The sequence below is a fragment of the Thermosporothrix sp. COM3 genome (assembly GCF_059696735.1).
In genome coordinates, this window is the sequence record NZ_AP019376.1 from 3,296,539 (window position 1) to 3,316,049 (window position 19,511).

General features: G+C 51.0%; 18 protein-coding genes. 8 read left to right on the plus strand and 10 right to left on the minus strand.

Annotated elements, in window-relative coordinates:
- The first annotated feature begins 253 nt into the window (after positions 1 to 253).
- The 6 genes from KTH_RS14020 (at position 254) to KTH_RS14045 (ending at position 6,851) form a co-directional block, all read left to right on the plus strand.
- The gene (locus tag KTH_RS14020) at positions 254 to 1,783 is read left to right on the plus strand and encodes an argininosuccinate lyase (RefSeq protein WP_497619488.1); all 1,530 of its coding nucleotides are present in this window, start codon (positions 254 to 256) and stop codon (positions 1,781 to 1,783) included.
- Entirely contained in the window at positions 1,780 to 2,715 is a 936-nt protein-coding gene (locus KTH_RS14025; protein ID WP_497619489.1) for a GHMP family kinase ATP-binding protein, read from the plus strand. The genes KTH_RS14020 and KTH_RS14025 overlap by 4 nt, the downstream gene beginning before the upstream one ends.
- The gene (locus tag KTH_RS14030; protein ID WP_497619491.1) at positions 2,693 to 3,745 is read left to right on the plus strand and encodes a PLP-dependent cysteine synthase family protein; all 1,053 of its coding nucleotides are present in this window, start codon (positions 2,693 to 2,695) and stop codon (positions 3,743 to 3,745) included. Before KTH_RS14025 ends, KTH_RS14030 begins: the two co-directional genes overlap by 23 nt.
- Complete coding sequence (locus KTH_RS14035) at positions 3,720 to 4,952, plus strand: ATP-grasp domain-containing protein (protein ID WP_497619493.1); 1,233 nt, start codon at positions 3,720 to 3,722, stop codon at positions 4,950 to 4,952. Before KTH_RS14030 ends, KTH_RS14035 begins: the two co-directional genes overlap by 26 nt.
- Positions 4,953 to 4,971: 19 nt before the next feature.
- The gene (gene ltaE, locus KTH_RS14040; RefSeq protein ID WP_497619495.1) at positions 4,972 to 6,024 is read left to right on the plus strand and encodes a low-specificity L-threonine aldolase; all 1,053 of its coding nucleotides are present in this window, start codon (positions 4,972 to 4,974) and stop codon (positions 6,022 to 6,024) included.
- 248 nt (positions 6,025 to 6,272) lie between these two features.
- Complete coding sequence (locus KTH_RS14045; protein WP_497619497.1) at positions 6,273 to 6,851, plus strand: LuxR C-terminal-related transcriptional regulator; 579 nt, start codon at positions 6,273 to 6,275, stop codon at positions 6,849 to 6,851.
- Between the two features lie 75 nt (positions 6,852 to 6,926).
- Here KTH_RS14045 and KTH_RS14050 read toward each other — a convergent pair whose 3' ends face one another.
- Genes KTH_RS14050 through KTH_RS14060 form a run of 3 tightly spaced genes read right to left on the minus strand, consistent with a single transcriptional unit; the run spans position 6,927 to position 7,839 of the window.
- Complete coding sequence (locus KTH_RS14050) at positions 6,927 to 7,262, minus strand: MbtH domain protein (protein ID WP_497619499.1); 336 nt, start codon at positions 7,260 to 7,262, stop codon at positions 6,927 to 6,929.
- 28 nt (positions 7,263 to 7,290) lie between these two features.
- Positions 7,291 to 7,584 (minus strand): hypothetical protein, encoded by a 294-nt coding sequence (locus KTH_RS14055; RefSeq protein WP_497619501.1) that lies wholly within the window; start codon positions 7,582 to 7,584, stop codon positions 7,291 to 7,293.
- 36 nt (positions 7,585 to 7,620) lie between these two features.
- Entirely contained in the window at positions 7,621 to 7,839 is a 219-nt protein-coding gene (locus KTH_RS14060) for an MbtH family protein (protein ID WP_497619503.1), read from the minus strand.
- 499 nt (positions 7,840 to 8,338) lie between these two features.
- Here KTH_RS14060 and KTH_RS14065 point away from each other — a divergent pair, with 499 nt between their 5' ends.
- Both KTH_RS14065 and KTH_RS14070 read left to right on the plus strand, forming a co-directional pair.
- Positions 8,339 to 9,379, plus strand: a complete 1,041-nt coding sequence (locus tag KTH_RS14065; protein WP_497619505.1) for a TauD/TfdA family dioxygenase — start codon at positions 8,339 to 8,341, stop codon at positions 9,377 to 9,379.
- Between the two features lie 18 nt (positions 9,380 to 9,397).
- Positions 9,398 to 10,813, plus strand: coding sequence for an acetamidase/formamidase family protein (locus tag KTH_RS14070; protein WP_497619507.1), 1,416 nt, complete (start codon positions 9,398 to 9,400; stop codon positions 10,811 to 10,813).
- Positions 10,814 to 10,917: 104 nt separating this feature from the next.
- On the opposite strand, the gene KTH_RS14075 is transcribed toward KTH_RS14070, so the two are convergent.
- The 7 genes from KTH_RS14075 to KTH_RS14105 form a co-directional block, all read right to left on the minus strand.
- Positions 10,918 to 11,304: a response regulator gene (locus KTH_RS14075; protein WP_497619509.1), complete on the minus strand. Its 387-nt coding sequence runs from the start codon at positions 11,302 to 11,304 to the stop codon at positions 10,918 to 10,920.
- Between the two features lie 412 nt (positions 11,305 to 11,716).
- Positions 11,717 to 12,373 (minus strand): response regulator, encoded by a 657-nt coding sequence (locus KTH_RS14080; protein WP_497619511.1) that lies wholly within the window; start codon positions 12,371 to 12,373, stop codon positions 11,717 to 11,719.
- Positions 12,370 to 13,815, minus strand: coding sequence for a sensor histidine kinase (locus KTH_RS14085; RefSeq protein ID WP_497619513.1), 1,446 nt, complete (start codon positions 13,813 to 13,815; stop codon positions 12,370 to 12,372). Before KTH_RS14085 ends, KTH_RS14080 begins: the two co-directional genes overlap by 4 nt.
- A 327-nt stretch (positions 13,816 to 14,142) precedes the next feature.
- Entirely contained in the window at positions 14,143 to 15,423 is a 1,281-nt protein-coding gene (locus KTH_RS14090) for a cation:proton antiporter domain-containing protein (RefSeq protein ID WP_497619515.1), read from the minus strand.
- A 71-nt stretch (positions 15,424 to 15,494) separates the two neighbouring features.
- Complete coding sequence (locus KTH_RS14095; RefSeq protein ID WP_497619517.1) at positions 15,495 to 16,841, minus strand: NAD(P)/FAD-dependent oxidoreductase; 1,347 nt, start codon at positions 16,839 to 16,841, stop codon at positions 15,495 to 15,497.
- Positions 16,842 to 16,920: 79 nt separating this feature from the next.
- Complete coding sequence (locus tag KTH_RS14100) at positions 16,921 to 17,688, minus strand: thioesterase II family protein (RefSeq protein WP_497619519.1); 768 nt, start codon at positions 17,686 to 17,688, stop codon at positions 16,921 to 16,923.
- 473 nt (positions 17,689 to 18,161) lie between these two features.
- On the minus strand, positions 18,162 to 18,737 hold the full coding sequence (locus KTH_RS14105; protein ID WP_497619521.1) for a LuxR C-terminal-related transcriptional regulator: 576 nt from the start codon (positions 18,735 to 18,737) through the stop codon (positions 18,162 to 18,164).
- Between the last annotated feature and the right edge of the window lie 774 nt (positions 18,738 to 19,511).

A 19,511-nucleotide genomic window follows, 5' to 3' on the forward strand; every position in this document is an offset into this window, starting at 1 on the left:
GCAACGGGGATATTTTAGAAGTAGAAGAAATGGGAAAAGAGGGGTACATCAATGAACAAGAGTGATACTCCCGGAGGGGAGAATTTTAGCTGATAAATCATACATAAAAGTATTGCGTGGTATAGAGCGATACAGATATACTTGTTTTGAAACTGGTGTTTCCTCTCTTTTTTCTCTTTTAGCACACCTGAATATTGTATCAGGTTTGTGCGTCACTGGCTTTTGCTTATGAGAAATGAGGTTTAACCGCGGGATGGAAAGACAGAACGAAGCCGGGCAGGGAAAGCTGACAGGACGAATTCAGGAGGGGCCTGATACGCTGCTCCATGATGCCGTTCTGACTCCTCAATTTCAATATGAGTTGCGGCATCTCCTGCCTTTTTATATCTGGATTGAGAAGGCGCTTCTACTTGAGTACAGGCGGCTGGGACTCCTCGATGCGCAGGATATTACCGAGATCGGAGCTGTACTGCACCAGATTTCGCCGCAGACGCTGGTAGCCGACCAGGCTTTGAACATGTCGGATATTGCATTCGCTATAGAACAGTTTGTCTGCGCTCATATTTCCTGGACAGGGAAGCAGCGGTACTGGCATGTTGACCGGAGCCGGAACGATTTGCAGGCTGGCGCACAGTTGCTCTTCGCGAGGAATCAGCTCTTTGAAACGGTAGAGTTTCTGCTTGCGGTCTTTGAAACGGCGCACGCGAGAGCCCAGGAGCATGTCGAAGTGCTTATGCCGGGATATACACATTATCAGGCGGCGCAGGTTATCAGCCCGGGTTTCTATCTTGCCGCATTCACTGAGCACCTGTTGAGTACACTGAAGAGGCTGCTCAACGTGTATCACGATATCAACGCCTCACCGCTAGGGGCAGGCGCGATGGCCGGGCAGACGCTGGCCTGGGATCGAGAGGTGCTGGCCCATTATCTGGGCTGTGAGCGGGTTCAACGTCATGGGCTGGTGGCGGTGGCCTCGTGTGCCTGGAGTCTACAGCTAGCGGGAGAGCTGGCTGCCTTCTGCTCTGAGCTCAGTCGCTTTGCAACAGATTTCATTGCCTGGGGGAGTAGCGCATATGGCTTTATCACGCTTCCAGACAGGCTCTCTGCTATCTCTTCTGCGATGCCGCAGAAGAAAAATTTTCCTATTCTGGAACGTATCCGCGGAAAAACAGCTCATGTATCTGCACTCTATGTCGATTTTCTGCTCGGCCAGCGAAATACAGCCTATACTAATCTGGTTGAGGTCTCAAAGGAGGCGGGAGCCTTCCTGCAAACCCTTTTCAGCACGGTACAGGTAACGCTCCAGCTATTTCAACTCTTTCTTGAGCATGTCGAGTTTCGTCATGAACAGATGGAGCAGGCATGCAAGAAGGAATTTCTGGGAGGCTTTGCCCTGGCAAATTACCTCACGCTTCAGTATAACATCCCCTATCGAACCGCTCAGGTTATTGCGGGTAGTTATATTGCGAGAGCACTGGAACGGCGGCAGGAGCCTCTGAAAGGGGAGCCGGCGCTTCTGGAAGAAGTGGGGCGTGAGCATGGCTATACAGTAACTATTTCTCGTCCTGTACTGGTTCAGTTTTTCGATCCCGAGAGCAACCTGAGAGAGAAACGGTCGGCTGGCTCTGCCTCTCCGGCTGCTGTCACCCGGTTACTTGCACTGCAGAAAGAAGAGATAGCGGCTGTTCGTACAGGCTGGCGTGACCTCAAAATGCAGGTTATTCAGGCCTATCAGCGCGTGAATGAATTATTGTCTCTCGGAGAGCAAGGAGTAATAGAGTGAAAGTCGAGCAACAGAGCCCATCTGTCCAGGTGGGAACGGGCAGGGCTTTTGGCACTTTTGGCGAACTCCTGCAAGGACGTGATGCAAGCGAGCGGCGCGATTTTCTGGTTACCTTGCCCATTGAGCGCTATGCTCATGCAACCTTTGTGGCGAACCCCGATGATACGGAGGTCGTTGTCTATCCCTCCTTTAAAGAGAAGTCGAGGCGCATGGCACAAAAATTGCTTGACTACTTCTCGCTGCCAATGGGAGGAACCCTCAGGATAGAGAGCGAGCTCCCGATTGGAAAGGGGTTAGCCAGTTCATCGGCTGATCTGGTTGCCACTGCTCGGGCCATCTGCTCTTGTTTCCGGGTAACAATTCCCCTGCCTTTGCTGGCGACCTTCATGAGCGAGATAGAGCCCTCGGATGGGGTCATGTATCCGGGAATTGTCGCCTTCTATCACCGGGAGGGGTGCCTTCGACAATTTCTGGGTTTTCTGCCGCCGCTTACTATTGTGGGCATCGATGAGGGGAGCGAAATAGACACTCTGGCATTTAATGCTCGTCCCAAGCCGTTTACAACCGCGGATGAATGGGAGTATCAGCAGCTCTTGACCCATATGGCAACCGCTGTACGGCGGCGCGATATACGGACGATAGGGCAGATCACGACTCGAAGCGCTATCCTCAATCAGAAGCTCAATCCCAAAAGCACGCTCAACGACTTCTTGCGGATTAGCGAAGAGATTGGTTGCCCGGGCGTGGTGGTTGCGCATAGTGGTACCTGTATTGGCTTGCTGCTCGCCCGCAATGACCCGAGCTATCACCATCAGGTTTCGTTGGCCTATCGCTACCTCTCCGCCTTGACTGAGAAGATATTGTTTCTGCAAGCGGTGAATTTTCCTGCATTAAAGAAGGAGTTCTGTTGTGTTGCGAGAGACGATCGTTGATTGTATTGGGAAAACGCCTCTTGTGCGGTTGCGCCTGGATGAGCGCTCGGTCTGTCCTGTTTATGCCAAGCTAGAGCTGTTAAACCCGTTTGGAATGAAGGATCGCGTGGCGAAACGCATCATTCTGGAGGCGAAGCGCCGGGGAGAGTTGGCCGAGCATGCACCGATCATTGAGAGCTCCTCGGGGACAATGGCGCTTGGCGTGGCTCTGGTCGGAACCTATCTGGGTCTTGAGGTGCATATTGTCACTGACCCGCGCATCGATCCGCTAACGTTTATAAAGTTGAAAGCACTTGGCTGTACAGTTCATATAGTTGAGAAGATGACCGGCCATGGTTGGCAGAGCGCTCGGCTGGAAAAACTGCGCGAGTTGCTTCAGCAGTATCCGGGCGCGTTCTGGCCGCGTCAGTATGACAACCCGGAAAATGCGTATGCCTATCAGGAACTGGCGCAGGAATTGCTGGACGAGCTTGATACGGTAGACATTGTCGTTGGGAGCGTCGGGAGTGGCGGTTCTCTCTGTGGGACAGCGCGGGAACTGCGGCGGCAGAATCCAGCGCTAAAGGTCGTTGCGGTTGACGCGGTGGGCAGCGTGATTTTCGGACAGCCAGATAAGCCGGGACGCTTACAGGGAGGACTGGGAAATAGCATTCATCCGGCCAATGTGGACGTCTTGGTTATTGACGAAGTACACTGGTTAAGCGATGCCGAGGCCTTCGGAGCAACGGTGGAGCTGGCGCGGCAGGAGAAGATTTTTGCTGGCAACAGTTCTGGTTCGGTCTATGCAGTGGCCCGCTGGTTAAGCCAGACAGAGCGCGATGGGACGCACATTGTGGCGCTTCTCCCCGATCGAGGTGACCGCTACTTTACCACCATCTATAGCGAAGAGTATAGAGAGCAGAAGGGCTTGAAGAATCTGGAGCTTCCAGCCGCGCCCCGCCTGGTTCCGGCTGATGCAGTGGTGGAATCCTGGTCCTATATGGAGTTGTCGAAAGGGAAAAAGCGTGCAGAAGTATCTTCTGGTCATTGAGTCGAACACTACAGGAACGGGTATGGTCTTCTTGCAGAAAGTGCTGCAAATGGGTCTGGTGCCTCTGTTCCTGACAAACAAACCGGAGCGCTATCGGGGCCTGGAAGCAATTGTGTGTCCCATCCTTGTCTGTAATACAAACGATCTTGATGCCCTGCTGCGCGTTATTGAGCGAGGAGTTGATATTGCGCAGGTCTGTGGGGTGACAACTACCAGTGAGTTTTATCTCGAAGCGGTCGCCCGTATTGTCGCAACCTATGGATTCCCAGGTAATCCGCCGGAGGCCGTGCGCCGCTGTCGAAATAAGGCTCTGACGCGTGAGGTATTGCAGGCCAGTGGGGTGCGGCAACCCCGTTTTGTTACTGTGCAGGCACTAGAAGAAATGGCTGAGAAATTGCCATGGGTAGGAGTTCCCTGCATTGTGAAGCCTGCTGACGACACTGGTTCAGATAAAGTGCTGCTCTGTCAGGATGAAGCGGAAGCCATGCGTCAGGCCCGGCTGATCTTAGATACCGTCATTAATGTACGAGGGCAACCGACGGACCGGACCGCCTTGCTAGAAGCATTTCTGGATGGGCCTGAATACAGTGTCGAGACCTTCTCTCTGGATGGAACGGTTCACTGTATCGGCGTGACGGAGAAGCGAGTGACTGGCTTTCCCTTTTTTGTCGAGGAACAGCATATCTTCCCAGCCCCGCTGCCTGCCGAGGTGCGCGAGGAGATGGTTGCGACGGCCCGTACGGCGCTCACAGCCCTGGGGCTTCGTTCAGGGCCTGCCCATACCGAGGTCAAGTTGACGCGAGAAGGATGTATTCCGGTCGAGGTAAACGCACGACTGGCCGGGGGCATGATCCCCGAATTAATGCGTCTGGTAACAAACGTGGATATGCTGGAAGCGCAGTTGCAGGCTGCTACAGGCCGCACTCCTCGCCTACCCGATGGGCAGCAGCATGGGTATGCGGGGATTCGCTTTCTGCTGGCCCGAAAAGAGGGGCGGTTGCGAGCAATAGAGGGGCTTGCCGAGGCGCGGGCCGTCGAGCATGTCAGGACGATCACACTGACGGCCCGGGTTGGTGATCGCGTTTTACCGCCCAGGAGTGCCTATGAGCGGCTGGGATATGTGATTGCCCATGCACCCACTGCTGAAGCGGTTGCCCGGGCGCTTGATGCGGCGCTGGAGCGCCTGATACTGGTGATTGATGAGTAAGCGTAGAGGAGCATGCAGCATGATTGAGCTGAGAAGCGATACCTTTACACTGCCCGGGGAGGCGATGCGCCGGGCGATGATGCAGGCGGAACTGGGTGATGACGTATATGGCGAAGACCCAACAACGCGCAAGCTGGAAGAGCGGGCAGCGGAGATCTTTGCCAAAGAGGCAGCCTGTCTGATGCCAAGCGGAACAATGGCTAATCTGACGGCACTTATGGCTCACTGTCCACGGGGGGGCAAAGTGCTTGTTGGGAACGAGTCTGATATTTTCATCTATGAAGCCGGTGGCGCGTCTGTCTGTGGCGGGATTATCTATGAGCCCATCCCTACCCAACCGGACGGGCGGCTGTTGCTCAGTGATCTGGCGAAAGGCTTTCCAGATGATGTTGAGGACCCGCAGTTCGCCCTTCCAGCGTTGATCTGTCTGGAGAATACGCATAATCGCTGTGGCGGTACGGTCCTTCCCCTGGAGTACCTGGAGGAGGTGGCGCAGTTTGCCCGGGAGCGGGAGGTTCCACTGCATCTGGACGGGGCGCGTATCTTTAATGCTGCAATTGCGCTCGGCCAGCCCCCGGCAGCAATTGCCCGCTATGCGACCTCGTTACAATTCTGTCTGTCAAAAGGGTTGGCTGCTCCGATCGGCTCCATGCTAGTCGGGAGCGCTGCGTTGATACAGCGGGCGCGCCGAGTGCGAAAAATGCTTGGTGGTGGGATGCGGCAGGCCGGGATCATTGCGGCTGCCGGGCTGTTCGCTCTCGATCATATGGTTGAGCGATTGCATGAAGATCATCTCTATGCGCGGCGCTTTGCCGAAGGGCTGGCCGAGCTGCCAGGTGTTCAGGTAGACCTGGAGACAGTTCAGACTAACATTGTCCTTTTCAGAGTCCAACAATGCAGCTATCAAATGTTTATAGAAACAGCAGCCCATCGTGGCCTGCGGCTCGGGGAACTTGGATACGGACGGCTCCGCGCTGTATTTCACTATGGGAATACGCCAGATGATGTAGATAGGGCTCTGGAGATTATTCGTACCATACTGACGGTTGATCTTGAAGCGGCTCAGAGATAGAGAGAGCCGGGCAGCTTCAAAAGGCCAGGTGTCTGTCTTTTGAGGCTGCACCCTTTGATTGCTCCGATTGTGCCCAAGAGCGAACAACAGCCGCTGGGCGGGCGTGAGCAGGTTGTGATGATAGGAAAAGTGATGATACCTCCAAAGGGAAAAGCAGAATTTTCTCTATTTACTTTCGAGAGGGAATTTATCTTTACTCTATCATCGTTTATACTCCTGTGGCGCATAGTGGCATTGAAAGGAGAAAAATGAAGATAAGCGTACTGATTGCAGAGCCGCGAGACATCTTTCGTAAAGGTCAGAGAGCAATGTTAAGTATGGAGAAAAATGTAGTGCACATCTATGAAGCTGCGACAAAAGCGGAATTGCAGGCACAGCTCAGGACAAACAAAATAGACATTGTGATCATCAATCAGCTTCTCATTGGAGATATAACAGCCCTTCCACCTGGCCGTTTTATCGTGCTGGCTCCCGAACTTGATATGGTGTTATTCCAGGCGGCTCGGAAGCAAGGGGCGAGAGGGTATCTGTTGGAGAATACCCTGCCCGATCTGTTGCGTGTTGTGTTGCAGCAGGAGGAGGGAACCTTCCTGATCGAGCCTGCCCTGACAGGAGAGATTATCGATCGTCTCACGCAGGATGCACGCTTTGATGTTCAGGAGAAGATCCTGACGCCAAGAGAAAGGGAGATTGTCAAATTGCTGCGCGAAGGAATCGACCGCAACACTATTGCGCAGATGCTCTGTATTAGCAGTGCAACGCTCAAAACACATATCAAGAATATCATCAGGAAGCGAGAAGAGAGTACCAAAGCGTCGCATCTGTAGGGTAGAACATAAGATGGTACCACGAAGGGGATACAGTGTGTGGTGTTGGCCTGTGTCCCCTTCGTGGGCTCAGGGTTAAGCGTGGGTGTCCGCGAGAGCGACCAGGTGGCCGGTACCGCGCAGTGTAGCAAGGTCGATATCGGCAATACAGCGGACCCTGACATAATTGAGTGTCAGGGTTCCTTCGATATGGACGGTGCCGGTTCCCTGGTCGAAATTCGCCTGACTGGTATCTGTTGCGCTCTGATCGATGCGAATGCCAAGGTCTGTACCGCCTCGGGTCTCGGTAAATTTGATAAAGGCATAGCCGATATCGGTCAGGCGCTGATGCAGCTCCTGAAGCGAAGGTTTGGGGCCGCCGACAGTAACGGGATGGGCTCCCTGAGAGAGGCGCTGTACGAGATCATCCACTGAAGCAATCTCCTTTCATGAATACCAGTTACTTTTTGCCGTTATAGAGCAACTCGCCTCGCTCCGCCTGTTGATAGGCATAGCGCAGATCTTCAGGAATAGCAAAGTTCAGGGTATTCCGACAGAATGCCTCCCATTCGGGAGTAACCTCTGCAAAAAGGGGCTCTTGCTCCTGTACAGGGCTTCTCACCACTGTGAGATCATCCCAGAGATAGCAAATGGTATCATCGGTCAGTTCTGGTTCTCCCTCGGATCTCTTCTCGGTCCAGCCGCTGAAGAGGCGTAGATCCCGTAAATGATATGCTTTACAATATTTCCGCATGGTTTCCCTCCCTGAAAAATGGTACAAACTGCGTGGCTATGAGGCTGTTTTTTCCATGTGTTTTCGCAAACTGAGAGGACGCATATCAGTCCAGATCTGCTTGATGTGGGAGAGGCATTCCTCCTTCCGTCCCTGGTACCCGATTTCTCGCCAGCCGGCTGGCGGGGTCCGCTCTGCGAACCAGATAGAATACTGCTCTTCGTGGTTGACAACCACCTTGTAAAGCCTGGTATCCTCTTTTTCCTCGTAACTCATCGTTTCAACCTTTCATCAGTGCACAAACCAACAGCGAATGTTTGAAAATAGCTTTTATTTCAGCGGCAAGGAAGATATGGGCGCTATCTGCGCTCTAAAGGGAACGAAGGCCCGACAAAGAGAAAAGCTTTGTGCTATGCAGGAGCGCAGATGTCTGTATATCTGGTTTTAGTGTACCTTTGATGCCCCGGAAAAACAATCCTTCATCTGGAGTATTTTTAACGCATTTCCTTCTATAATTTTATACCCTGTTTGCATACATATCATGCTGTTCTGAGCTATAAAAATATTACCCCGAAAATACCCCTTCATATTATTGTATGGTAAAGCGCAATTGAGCTATACTTGCATATATAATATGTTATTATCTATTACTGTCCCTTTCTGTTCTACAATAGTGCAGTCGCATTCCTAATATGGGTTGTTTTCTATTGCTCTGCTTGATGAACAGAGGTTGACAGTGTGCATATTCGTGCTCTGAAACCTTGAGGAGGTTACAATGGAAAAGAATCAGTTTATGCTCACCCTCACAGATGAGGAGCGTACCCAGGTTGAGAAGGCGATTGAACCGTTTGCGGCGCTTTCGACGTTCCCGGTAAAAGACAGTGATTTTTTACTGGAGATTGAGATTGCCAAAAGAGATATTCCGGTACGCATTGCAAAAGCGCTGGTCGATTTCAGGAAGAACTCGAACGACTATGGCACGCTTCTGCTCAGGAATTTGCCGGTTGATGCCTCACTGCCCCCTACTCCTAAGGATGGCAAAATCTGTCCCAAGTCTACCCATGTAAGTGAATGTTGTCTGCTATTCCTGATGTCTTTTTTAGGACAGTTTATCGCCTATGCAGATGAGAAAGATGGCGAGATCATCCATAATATCTGCCCTGTGCCGGGTCAGGAACAGAAACAGGAGAATACCGGCTCGGTCCTGCTTGAGTTTCATACCGAGAACGCCTTTCACCCTTACAAGCCCGATTATGTGGGACTCTACTGTTTACGGCCAGATCACGATTTGCAGGCGAAGACGGGCACCGCTTCAGTCCGAAGAGCGATAAATAGGATTTCCAGCAGGGTGCTTGAGCTGTTGCGGCAGCCGCTCTACCGGAATCGCCTTGCTCCCTCTTTTATGCACAATGGGTCTGCGCCTCTCTATTCTGCCCCGCTGCCGATCCTCACGGGCGACTACTTTGAGCCTGACCTGTGCATTGACTTTTTCAGCACTGAGGCCCTGACACCCGTTGCTGATGCTGCCCTGCAGATATTTAAGGAGGCCCTGAAACAGGTGCTGATACAACACGCTCTGGAGCCCGGAGATTTGATAATCGTTGATAATCGTACCGCGGCCCATACGCGCAGCGCTTTTACGCCGCGTTATGATGGGCATGATCGTTGGCTCCAGCGTCTTTTCGTTGTTGAAGACTTCCGCCGTTCTCGCAAAAGCCGCCTGGATGGAGGGCATATATGCACACCGGTCTCTATCGAGTTCTCGCTTGAGGGGCTACTCCCTTTACCGGTACGAGAGCTTGAGCATATGTCGTAATGCTTGAGAGGAAGAGCGATGGCGACCTACGAAATCAAGCCGGAGCGTCGGACACTGCACGGGCATTTCTCTGCGGAGCTTGCGCCTATCCTGACGGTCGATTCAGGCGATACCGTTCGTCTCAGCACGATTGATGCGGCCTGGGCAAAGGGCCCCCCTGCTGCCCTGGGAATGTGGCAACAGATCTTCCCGCTGGACAAGGAGCGGGATCTTGGGCATGCTCTCTGTGGCCCGATTGCGGTGCGAGGGGCCAAACTAGGCATGACGCTGGAAGTGCGTATCAATGAGCTACGAGTTGGCTCCTGGGGTTGGACTGTCAGCGCTTCCGTAGATGATGCCTTTACGCAGAGTCTTGGGGTTGCCGGACAGCAGGCTCTGTCGACCTGGCAGCTCGATGCAGAGAACTGCTGTGGATACAATCAATTCGGGCAACGAGTGCGTTTGAGCCCGTTTATGGGGGTTCTGGGGATGCCGCCAGCGGCCCCGGGCATCCATTCAACCTCTGCGCCTCGTATCTGGGGGGGAAATATCGATTGTAAAGAGCTGGTTGTGGGCAGCTCCCTTTTTCTCCCTATTCCGGTTGAGGGGGCGCTGTTTTCGGTCGGAGATGGGCATGCGTTACAGGGAGATGGAGAGGTAGGCGGGTCAGCGATTGAATGCCCGATGGAGCTGGTAGACCTTACGCTTGTCCTTCACCCGGATCTGCACTTACAGACTGCCCGGGCCTGTACGCCGCATGGCTGGATCACCTTTGGTTTTGATGAGGACCTGAATAAGGCTATTCAGATTGCCTTGAATGCCATGTTAGACCTGCTTGAAAGTGAATATCAGCTCCATCGCTCCGATGCCCTGGCCCTGGCCAGCGTCGTTGTGGATCTGCGAATTACACAGATCGTCAATGGCGTACGTGGCGTGCATGCCATTCTGCCTCATCAAGCCGTGAGTCGGCCTATCTATCCCACCGCGTATCATATCAATGTCGGAGGAGAGGCGGTTGACTTTTTTCGGCCGGATGGATACTGCTACGGAGGTGGCCTCTATGGGGGAGGGCAAACGGGGGCATATGCGGAGCCCGTAACCACAGAACAGGTCGTGCAGGCTGCGCCTGACGCTGTATATAAGACTTATCGGGCGGGAGAGATAAGTTACGTTCTGCCTGGTCTGCAAGCCAGGGAGCCGTATAGGGTGCGGCTTCACTTTATAGAACCGTTCTGGGAGCAGGCAAAGAAGCGATGTTTTGATGTGATGATAAATAGCAGGCTGGTATTGCGAAACTTTGATATATATGCAGTAGCCGGCGGGAAAGGAGCTGTAACCATTCAGGAATGGACGCTACGAGCTGATTCGAGGGGAAGAATAACCATTGTTTTTCTGCCCGGTCTCAGTGGCGTGCCAATCTGCAGCGCGATTGAAGTGTATCCTGCGCAGGAATAAGCCAGCAAAGTCACATCCCTTTCGCTGACACAAAGAGCAGGAAAGGGATGTTTTTTTTCTGCTGGCAACGTCTACCTCCTTTACTCGACCGCGCTGTGAGCTCCCTAGAGGCAAGAGCAACGCAGATTTCTGGCTGCCCAGGCCTGCAAGGATGGATCGATGAAAAAGTCGGGCTCTGAGAGCTTAACAGCCGCTTTGAAGAGCGTAGAGGTGGAGCTTTTTAAGAGGTAACACTTTGCCCCATGCAGAAATGATGAGGTGAGAATGAAGAGATCAGGGTTTTCAGCAACGACCACAATTTCAGCGCCAGGAAGGCGCTCAAAATCCTGAATGAGCGTCTGGTTGATGACCAGGACATCGATGTTGTTGTGGAAGGAATTGTCCTCAAATTCCTTGTAAGTGGTTGCTTCATAGATCTCTGTATCACTGTCATCAGCATGTAAGATAGCTTTGAGTCCGATGCGGAAAATGTCGCTCGAATCAACAATCATAACCCTTTTTCTTCTCGTCATGGTTCTATTGTCTGTGTAATTGTGCAAAGTGTTTTTCTTCTTTACTAGCATCCTGTTGGTTCCTTTCTGAGAAACCCTTTTGCTCCGATAAAGATAAACTCTGATGAGGATAAAGGTCCCAAACAGCAGCACCCTGTAGTCCATCTTTTTCAGAGAGGATAGTGCTCTGTTCTGTGAGCATCCTCTATTATTGATTATAGAGGTTTTCTATCTCCTCTCAGCTAACATATCGCTGATATTGAATCATCAATTTGTTGAGATATCAGCCGAGCTTGTTTGATAGATACTGCTCCATATATACACTCTGGATAGATCAGAGAGCTCCTTTCCGGGTGGAAGAGGTGGAAAGGTGCGATCAAATATATACACACTCTTAATCATTCCCTTTCGACTAATCCAGGAAGCCCAAAACGTCTTCAATGCGAACTAAACCCTGTTGTAAGGCGAAAAGAGCGGCTTGCGTACGATCCGCAAGTTGTAGCTTAGTAAGAATACTGGTAATGTGTGTTCTCACAGTAGGCTCGCTGATTACAAGCTCAGTTGCAATTTTCCGGTTTGAATAGCCATGAGCGAGGCAGATCAGCACTTCTCTTTCTCGCGGGGTGAGAGCATTAAGAGGGGATTTTTCTTGTCCAGAAATGGCCCGGAGAATGCGGCTGGAGACAGTTGCAGGAATAGAGCTCTTGCCCTGCGCAACAGAAGAGATGGTCTCAATAAGCTCCTGCGGGCTGCTATCTTTGAATAAACAGGAATCTGCCCCCGCTTTGACTGCCTGCAAAATATGGATATCGTTATAATGGGACGTCAACACGATGATGCGTGTAGGCAGCTCAAACTTTTTGATCTGTTGGATGATTTCGACTCCATCCATATCTGGTAAGAGCAGATCCAGGAGCAGCACATCAGGCTGTAGTTGTGGGATTTGAGCAAGCGTCTGCTTCCCATCACTGTATTCCCCGATCACCTGAATATCAGGACGCTGCTCCAGCAAGGTCCGAAGAGCCTGTCTGACTAGTGTATGGTCTTCAACGATTGCTAAACGAATCACTTTTCTGCCCCTGTAAGGATTGTAACCTGAATACGTGTACCGGCAGTTGTAGATTCTATATAAAGGTCACCATTCAATTTCTGTACCCTTTCACGCATATGTCTTAAACCAAATCCTTTGTATAGTGCTTCATCATAGTTAAACCCTTTCCCATTGTCCCAGATGGTTAATAGTATTATATTATACTGCTTCTCTAATTTCAAAGAAAGAAGAGAAGCATCAGCATGCCGTACTGAATTTGCTATAGCTTCTTGTGCTACCCGTAAGAGCATATGCTCGATCTCCGGGGAAAGCTGGAGTTCCTCTATACTGGTTGTGATGGTACAATCCAGTTTGCGGCGGTAGAGATCTGCAAGGTTTTTCAGGGCAGGCGAGAGGCCGCCTGCTTCAAGGCAGACAGGCTGCAAATCTAGCAGGAGCGCCCGGATCTCGCGGGTCATATGAACAATGGTCTGCTCAATGACGGCTATATGTTCTGGTAGCTTCTTTTCCTCCTGTATGCGGTATAGACCGTCAACCAGGATACGCAGAGAGAAAAGATCCTGCAAAATCTCGTCGTGGAGCTCCCGGGAGATGCGGGCTCGCTCCTCAAGGCGGGCGTTATGTCTGGCGAGCTTTTGCTGTTCCTCTATGCTTTTTTCCAGTTGTTGGGCCATATGATTAAATTGTTGTTCCAGTTGGCCGAGCTCATCGAGCCGGGAGATAGAAACCTGTTGATTATAGTTGCCGCGGCTGACATGGTCGGTTACTTTTATAAGTGAATTGACTCGTTTGATAATACCTTGAGTTGTTTTGAAGCCAAAGAAGATCCCGATGAAGGGAATTGCCAGAATGACAGTGAAGAAAAAGAGAAAAGTGCTGAGGAACATGCAAAAGATAATTCTCTCCCTGATTGGGGAAAGCAGCGAATTCCAGCTTTTCTGAACATAGACTGCGCCGATGAGCTGATGGTCCTGATTCCAGACCGGAACGGCCGCGTACGATATCTGCTCTCGGGCATTTGTTGCCACCGAATGGGGCGCTTTGCCCGCCAGTATCTTCTGGATGAACCGAAGCTGAGAGGGAAGGGTGGCCGAAATAGAACTCTTCAGAGGGTAGTGCTGTGGAGAAGAGGTCGCAACGATTGTGCCATCGGAGGAGATGAAGATCACAAAGGAAGTTTTATCAGAAAGCGGCTGCAATGTATCAGAAACGTTTTGCATCTCCGGTGGCAGAAAAAAGCGGCTATACTGCTCGGTATCGTGTGCATCAAGCGTCGTTGCATTCCGGATAGAGAGCGCCTGAGCATAGATATGCGCCTGTTGCAGAGCCTGGTTTTGCATCATCTCCCTGGTATTGAGGGGGAAATCTTCAGTGATTTTGAGGGAAGTAGCAAGTCTGATACTGAGCAGCCCCAGGAGAGAGATTACAGCAACAGTTACCCAGATGTAGGTGTAGATCATCTGGGTTTTGATACTGCTTTTTCCTCTTCTGAGGAGGGAGAGAAACTTCTTGTAGAGAGACGGCATCAATTTCTGTATTTCTTTTAGTTGAGTGACGCAAAGCATAAACACAACCTTTCCAGCAACACTACCTGCACTATAGAGGGATAAGTATAAATAGCAATGACCCAAGTAGGAGCATAACATCCTCTGCTAGAAGTAATTCGTGATCTTGCTGCTCCAGGTTATAGCAGTCTCTATACTGCCGGGGAATCACAGCATGCGTAGCGATAGATGAGATAGCGCTACGAAGGGAGTTTGAACTGAGAGCCCGGCAGTTCATGTATGTCAGTCACCCCGGTTCTGCTGGACGGGCTCGCTTTGCCTGTCGTATGAACCATTCGGCTCTACGAGTGTTGCAAGGCGCGTCTTGGGTAGAAGTCCTGTCCATTGAAGGCCAGGAGAGGTCATGATCGTCGTTGCTAGTGCCACGAGAACCATGATTGAGAAGAGTGCTGGAGAAAGTATTCCGAGTTCGAGCCCAATGTTGAGAACGATAAGCTCGACCAGGCCTCGTGTATTCATCAAGATACCCAGGATGAACGAATCTCGCCAAGACTCGGCTGCGAGGCGGGCGGGCAGGATGCTGCCGCCGATTTTGCCCAGACACGCAATCAGGAAAATCAGCAGGCAGAGGAGCCATAGGTGAGGACCCTGAAGGAGGCCAAATTGTGTATGTAAGCCGCTCACAACAAAGAAGAGCGGGAGAAAGAGCATATTATTAATCTGATCTATGCTCTGACTTTGCCGGGTAAATTCGATCGTGCGGGGAAGAATGAGCCCGGTGAGAAAGGCACCGAAGATCGGATGGATCCCTATTTTATCGGTGGTAAAGGAGGCCAGTAACAGCGTAATCAAGGCTAGTACCGCGAGTAGCCGTGGCGATTTAAGCTGCTTTATGGCAAATTTGAGGAGAGGGCGAACGACGAAGAGCATACAGCCAATGAAGAGGGCCGTATATGCCAGAATAAGGACGATGGAGACACTGCTCTGAGCGCGGGAGATAGCAGCGACAGCGGCTAATAAGCACCAGGCGAAAACATCACCTATAGAAGCACAGACAAGTGCCAGCATGCCAGCTCTGGTATTTTGCAGCTTCTTTTCCATGATAATTCTTGCCAGGACCGGGAAGGCAGTAATAGAGATGGCAACCCCCATCAGCAGCGAGAGGGAGAGCGCAGAGGCATTCTTTCCCGCCATTGTCGGGAAGAGAAAATAGCCGAGTATGCAGCCCGAGAGCAGGGGAAAAATAATACCGCCGAGAGAGACGAATACTGCGGTACGGCTCTGCGCTCGAAGCTCCTGGATATCGGTGCGCGTTCCCAGAGAGAACATATAGAGGATCAGGCCAATATCGCCTAAGACCTGCAGGATAGGAAGGCTCTGGGGGGGAAAGAACTGCTGTTGAAGCCCCGGGAAGAGGCCACCCAGAAGAGACGGGCCAAGCGCCAGCCCTGCAAGCATTTCACCGATCACCCATTGCTGACCAATAAACCGCATAAGAATGCCAAAAAGTTGCACGGTAAGCAGAATGACAATAAGCTGCAAGAGAATTTGCCCTGTGAACATCTGGGTCCTCCTTCTCGGTTTGATGTACAGGACAAGAAGAGGGAGATCCCCCCTCTTCTTGCCAGGGGTATTTAGAAGGCGGGAGCAAACGCATGTGAGGTTAACTCCCCAAGATTCTGATGCCAGATATGATTCTCATTGCGTTCAACTTCTGAGACAATATCTTTCATCATTTTAAGAACGCGAGGTTCTTCTTCATCATAGACATCACCCTGAAGGAGTTTTAAGACATCGATACGGTAGCGAGGATCCTGAATAAAGGCTGTGAAGAGGACGTTCAGCCGATAGTAGACGGAAATAAACTCGTACCAGTTTTTTGTTCCCCGTCGAAGCGTTGTCTCATAGGTTGTAAAGCTCTTTTTGCTGAAGTCCCCGATCTCGGCAGCTTTAATAATATCTGCGCTGGAGAAGCGGGCACTATTGAGGGCAATACTGACCCCGGTTGAGAAAATGGGATCAACGAAGCGCGCGGCATCGCCAACCAGCACAAAGTTATCCCCGCAGATTTGTTTCATGGCATAGCTGTAGTCGCCTTCTTCCTTTAAAGGGTGCAGTTGTTCGGCGGCGCGCAGGCCTGCTGCCAGCTCGGGTCGGCTCTCCAGGCACTGCCAGAAAAACTGTTCTCGCTCCTGGCGTGACCTGGCAAAGTTGCGCTTCTGGGTGACGACACCAATGCTGGTGATGCTCTCGGTAATGGGGATTTGCCAGACCCAGGTGTTGGTGACGGGCAAGAAGTGGACAAAGATGAAATCCTGCTGTGCCGGGTCGGTACTCAGGATGGTGCGATCATAGTTATCAAACCAGGTATGAAGTGCATACTGATCGAATACTGGGTCTTGAATGCGCAACTTGAGCTGATTGCCAAGCAGGGTTTTGCGTCCGCTTGCATCAACGACCAAACGGACCCGTAAACTCATCTGCTGTTTCCCAAGTGAAAAGATGATCCGTGGTTGATTTGCTTCTGAGAAGTCGACGCTTCGGACCTGCACCCCTTCATAGACCGTCGCACCGAGCTCGTGGGCATGCTGGAGAAGCAGCAAATCAAATTTAGCACGATCGACGTGGAAGGTATAGTTCCGATCAACGCCGGGCTGTTCTCGCTCATCAAAGCGAATGCCTGCATAGCAGTCTGCTTCCAGGCCATCGAAACTATCGGAATACACGGGCCCCCTGCCTGCCGAGGTCCAGGCTGCGCCATATTTTTTGACGAAGCCTCCTTGTTCCATTTTGTCCATAAAGCCAATTTCCTTGAAAACGCGGGTAGAAGAGGGAACAAGGGACTCGCCAACATGGGGGCGGGGAAAGAGCTCGCGTTCGAGGATGACGCAGGAAAGTCCCGCTTTTTGCAGATACGCAGCAGTTGAAGCGCCAGCCGGGCCGCCACCAATAATACCGATATCGAAATCAAAACTGCTCATGGTGCTATCTCCTTTACTTCATAATCTATTGTCCCATAAAGGGGATCTATCTGCTTCGTCGAGCGCTGAGCCTCCGCTCTCAGACTGAGAGCGCATCTTCTACAAGTCGGGAGCTCAGGAATTGCAAAAGGGCCTGTTCCCGGGTGTGGATGTAGAAATGGTCGCCTGGGAAGATGTGCTGCTGAAAAGCGTTGGTTGTCTGTCTGCTCCAGCCCTGTAGCTCTTCGATGGAGACTTCACTGTCCTGTGTACTGCCCAACGCTGTGATCTTGCAGGCCAGGGGCGCATCTTCAATGTACTGGTAGGTTTCGCTGATCGCAAAATCTGCACGTAAGAGCGGGATCAGTAACTGTAAGAGTTCGGCGTTTTGCAGTACCTCCTGGGGGGTCCCATTCAGCCGTACGAGCTCTTTGATAAATTCTGCTTCTGGCAGATGATAGGTAGGAGCACCGGGGTCCGGGAGGTGTGGCGCTCGATGGCCGGAGACATACAGATGTACCGGTCCCTGCCTGTTTGCTTGACGGAGAAAGCGGGCAAGCTCAAAGCTGATGATTGCCCCCATACTGTGCCCGAAGAAGGCATAGGGCTTATCAAGCAGCTCCTGTACTATTGGTCCGAGAGCGTTAATGAGTGAGAAGAGATCAGTAAAAGGAGCCTCCAGCAGGCGATTTTCGCGACCGGGCAACTGGATAGGACATACTTCTACTTCGGGTGGAAGCTGCTCGGACCAGGAACGATACATAGATGCGTTTCCTCCGGCATAGGGAAAGCAGAAGAGGCGTAATCTGGCTCCTGGTCGAGGCTGCCAGTATCTGACCCATGTGTTAACTGTTGTTGTATTCAACATATTGGGACCTCTGAAAGACGTTTCTTTTGGTTGCTCAGGGAAAAGCCAATGTGTGGCTCAAGCTGCCCTACGGTTGATGTTCCGATAGGAAAGCAAAACGCTATTTGCTGACATGAAAAAGTATATATTGAGAGAAAGTTGAAAAGCTATCCTCATAGGGGATATTTTTAGAAGTAGAAGAAAACGGCAATTTATTGGTAAAAGAGGAGAGAAATTACTCTGGAAGGGGAGAGAGCTCTCCTTGTGGAGTAGATGTAAATGAGAAAAAAGCCCTGGAGTTTATGGTTGATATGAATTGATGGGCGTCAATATGAGCTGGGACAAAGCAAGAGGTATCCCAGAAGAGTTACGTGCCCCCGCTGCTTGAGCAGGAGTATAGGTATCTGATGCTAGCAGGAAGGTATGGCTCAGATAACGCTGCCAGCGCGAAGCGAGGGACACAGAATGGTACTGGCTGATGGCTTTCTGCTTTCCTAGTACCTCTCTACATTTTCCAAGGAGCGCGTCTTCTTGGAAATATTCTTCATATGTGTTTTTAGGGTCGTTTCTGCAATGTTTAACTTGCGTGCGATACTGGAGCGGTCAATGCCTTCACGAAGGAGGCCAACCACTTCTTTTTCTCGTGGGGTCAGTAAGTCGTCCTGTATAGCAAAATGGCTGTTTTCTATGATGTGATTCATAATCCAGGGGGCGATCATTGGCCCGATAAAGAATGCACCTTCGAGCGGGTGGAGAAGTGCACGTAGGATATCTGCGGGCGTATTCACGGAGAGATAGCCGCGTGCCTTATATTTGAAGGCATCTTTGAGCATTTCTAGATCTGGCTGATGGGTCAGCACGACAAATTTATCAGGAGGGAGGCACGACATATTCTGAATCAACTGCTGGTTGATAATTGTCAGGTGTGGTCCCTTCCGCAGATGTCTTGTAACCTCTTCTTCATTGACTGCTTCCAGAATAGCTTCTACCCTCGTATCCTCTGCGAATATTGCCCGTATGCCTGCACGTAGAATATCATGTGGTTCAGCGATGAGAACAACTAGGCCCATAGAGTTTCAATCTCCTTATCGCATTTAGCCGCGTACTCATGAAAAATGGCGTTTGGTATTCAGAGCCAGAAGACTGATGCTGTAGCTGGTTCTCGGTGACGCGCATTTTGTGTGACACACTTTGCTACTGGCTATGTGGATGCTACTCTTGAAGAGCTAGTGAGAGCTTCTGCTCACGCTATACCTCCCTTCTGCCTGTACTGAGGCTTCGTCAGAGACATATCCAGTATCCTGAATGTTACATAGAATACATTCTCTATCTCTAGAAATGCTATTGTTTTGTTCTGCTGTTTTACTTGCGTACGTTGCGGCATTGTGTATCGCTCATAATTCCAGCAAGAATGGAGGGATCAGTACAAAGAAGCTCTCTTACCTGATCAGACAGTAGATATGTTTATGATGGGGAATTTTAGCCCTCTATCCTGACATCCTGAGAGGAACGTTGATTGCAACAGAATTCCCTGCGTGAACTATTTTGCGAAGAGGGGATGCATTTTGATACTCAGGTTGATGAATCGAAATATACTAATCTCTCCTCCGTGCATCTCGAGCCAATGACGCGAACATATCTCTTCATGAAGGGTTAGGGATAACCTCTTCTGTAAGTGGCTATCAGGAATAGTGTGCTTGGGAAAGTACAAATGCCTTCTTTAGGGATAGGCGATGCTATAATAGATTATCATATTTATGCCGTAAATGTCAATGTTAGGAGTTACTGATTACTGGTAGGTTGTTAAACTTTAGGTAGTAGAATAAGTGGAAAAAATACTGCTA

Coding starts and splice junctions, on each gene's coding strand:
- KTH_RS14105 (WP_497619521.1), bottom strand. CDS start 18,737: ATGGGCCTAGTTGTTCTCATCGCTGAACCACATGATATTCTACGTGCA.
- KTH_RS14075 (WP_497619509.1), bottom strand. CDS start 11,304: ATGATTGTTGATTCGAGCGACATTTTCCGCATCGGACTCAAAGCTATC.
- KTH_RS14070 (WP_497619507.1), top strand. CDS start 9,398: ATGGCGACCTACGAAATCAAGCCGGAGCGTCGGACACTGCACGGGCAT.
- ltaE (WP_497619495.1), top strand. CDS start 4,972: ATGATTGAGCTGAGAAGCGATACCTTTACACTGCCCGGGGAGGCGATG.
- KTH_RS14085 (WP_497619513.1), bottom strand. CDS start 13,815: ATGATCTACACCTACATCTGGGTAACTGTTGCTGTAATCTCTCTCCTG.
- KTH_RS14020 (WP_497619488.1), top strand. CDS start 254: ATGGAAAGACAGAACGAAGCCGGGCAGGGAAAGCTGACAGGACGAATT.
- KTH_RS14060 (WP_497619503.1), bottom strand. CDS start 7,839: ATGAGTTACGAGGAAAAAGAGGATACCAGGCTTTACAAGGTGGTTGTC.
- KTH_RS14095 (WP_497619517.1), bottom strand. CDS start 16,841: ATGAGCAGTTTTGATTTCGATATCGGTATTATTGGTGGCGGCCCGGCT.
- KTH_RS14045 (WP_497619497.1), top strand. CDS start 6,273: ATGAAGATAAGCGTACTGATTGCAGAGCCGCGAGACATCTTTCGTAAA.
- KTH_RS14090 (WP_497619515.1), bottom strand. CDS start 15,423: ATGTTCACAGGGCAAATTCTCTTGCAGCTTATTGTCATTCTGCTTACC.
- KTH_RS14055 (WP_497619501.1), bottom strand. CDS start 7,584: ATGCGGAAATATTGTAAAGCATATCATTTACGGGATCTACGCCTCTTC.
- KTH_RS14100 (WP_497619519.1), bottom strand. CDS start 17,688: ATGTTGAATACAACAACAGTTAACACATGGGTCAGATACTGGCAGCCT.
- KTH_RS14065 (WP_497619505.1), top strand. CDS start 8,339: ATGGAAAAGAATCAGTTTATGCTCACCCTCACAGATGAGGAGCGTACC.